Origin of the sequence: Actinosynnema sp. NPDC023658, from assembly GCF_040639995.1 — a bacterium.
In the GTDB taxonomy this organism is placed as follows: Bacteria; Actinomycetota; Actinomycetes; order Mycobacteriales; family Pseudonocardiaceae; genus Actinosynnema.
Window position 1 is genome coordinate 1 of record NZ_JBFAAX010001117.1, and the last position, 1,709, is coordinate 1,709.

2 protein-coding genes are annotated in these 1,709 nt (G+C 74.5%); both read left to right on the top strand.

Annotated elements, in window-relative coordinates:
* Nucleotides 1–695: galactose oxidase early set domain-containing protein (locus tag AB0G02_RS38695; protein ID WP_360805030.1), on the top strand; the 695-nt coding region annotated here is incomplete at its 5' end.
* A 67-nt stretch (nt 696–762) separates the two neighbouring features.
* Nucleotides 763–1,709, top strand: a 947-nt coding sequence (locus AB0G02_RS38700) for an ABC transporter substrate-binding protein (protein WP_360805033.1), incomplete at its 3' end; no start/stop codon positions are given.

Genomic DNA, 1,709 nt, shown 5'->3' on the forward strand with positions numbered 1-1,709 from the left:
GGAAGTCCCTGCCGACCGAGCGGGCCCGGTTCCTCTGCGACGCCACCCTGCTGGCCGACGGCACGGTCCTGGTCAGCGGCGGCGCGCGGAAGGGGTGGGCCAACAACAACTCGGGGGCGGTCAACGAGGCCGAGATCTTCGACCCCCGGACGAAGACCTTCCGCACGGCCGCGACCGCCGACACCGATCGGCGCTACCACTCGGTCGCGCTGCTCCTGCCCGACGGCACCGTGCTCAAGGCGGGCAGCAACGGGGGCTTCGGGGGACCGAGCTCGAAGGAAGGCGAGACGCAGATGTGGTTCGCCAGCCACACCACCGGCGAGCGCTACCTGCCGCCGTACCTGTGGCGCGGTCCCCGGCCGGTGATCGTCGACGACCGCGCCGCCGGGAGCGCGTGCACCCTGGAGCACGGGCAGGAGTTCCCGATCGTGGCCACCGGGCCCGGTCTGGACGACCACTCCGGAGCCGCCCTGATCCGGCTGGGCGCCACGACCCACGGCAACAACATGGAGCAGCGCTACGTCCGGCTGGACGTCTCGGCCCGCGAGCGGGACGGTGAGACGTGGACCCTCACGGCGACCGCGCCCGGGAACGGGGCGGAGGCGCCGCCCGGTGACTACATGCTCGTCGTGGTCGACGGCATCGGCGTTCCCTCGGAGGCACGGCTGGTGCGGCTGACCGACCGCAGCTCCTGACGTCGCACGCCGCGTCACGAGGTGATCACCCGATCGTGGTGATCAGCTCGTCGATACCGTGCCGCCCGTGCCGACACCACTGATCGGGATCGTCCTCGCGCGCACCGGGCGGCTCGCACCGCTGGGCGTGCCGCTGGACTTCGTCGCCCGCGCCCTGCCGTGGCCGGTGGAGGTGCTGGTGCGGGACAGCGCCTCCACGGCGGACGGTGCCCGTGCGGCGGCGTTGTCGTTGGCCGACGCGGGTGTGCGGCTGGTGGTGACGTTGGGCGGCACGGAGACGTTGCCGGCGGTGGCGCGCGCCTGCACCGAGCGGGAGGTGCCGTGCGTGTCCACGACGCTGCCGTGGCAGGTGTTCGCCGGCGAGGTGTTCGACGACCGGCACCGCCCGGGCTGGGCGTTCCACTTCAGCTGGGGCGTCGACGACATCGCGGAGGTGTTCGCGGACCTGTGGGAGCACCTGGGCGCGGCCCGCGCGGTGGGGTGCCTGTGGAACGACGGCACGCAGGGGATCGCGTTGCGGCGCTGGTTCCGGCCGGTGGCGCGGGCGCGCGGGCACGCGCTGGTCGACCTGTCCTACCGGGAACGGGGTGGCGAGCTGCCCGACCTGGGGGAGAAGGAGGTGGTGACCTCGGCCGCGACCGCAGCCGACCTGGCCGCCGCCGTGCGGCGCGTCCGGCCCCGGCTGGTGACCTGCTCGCGCTGGCTGACCTACCCGTTCAGCGTGGCCGCGCACGACCGGCTGAACCACGTGGCCACGATCGTGTACTGGACCCCGGAGCACCGGGACGGCGCGGGTCGCGAGCCGGCCACCGCCTACGAGGCGACGACCGGCACGCCGTGGCTGCAACCACTGGGCGTGGCGCACGCCGCCCCGGAGGTGGCCTGCCACGCCGTCACCGCGTCGGACTCCCGCGCCGGCACGGCCGGGGTGCTGGCGCGGCTGCGACTGGGCACCGCGGCCGGGACGCTGGACTGGGCGGGCGGTCCCGTTCCCGGCGTGGCGAGGATTCCGCT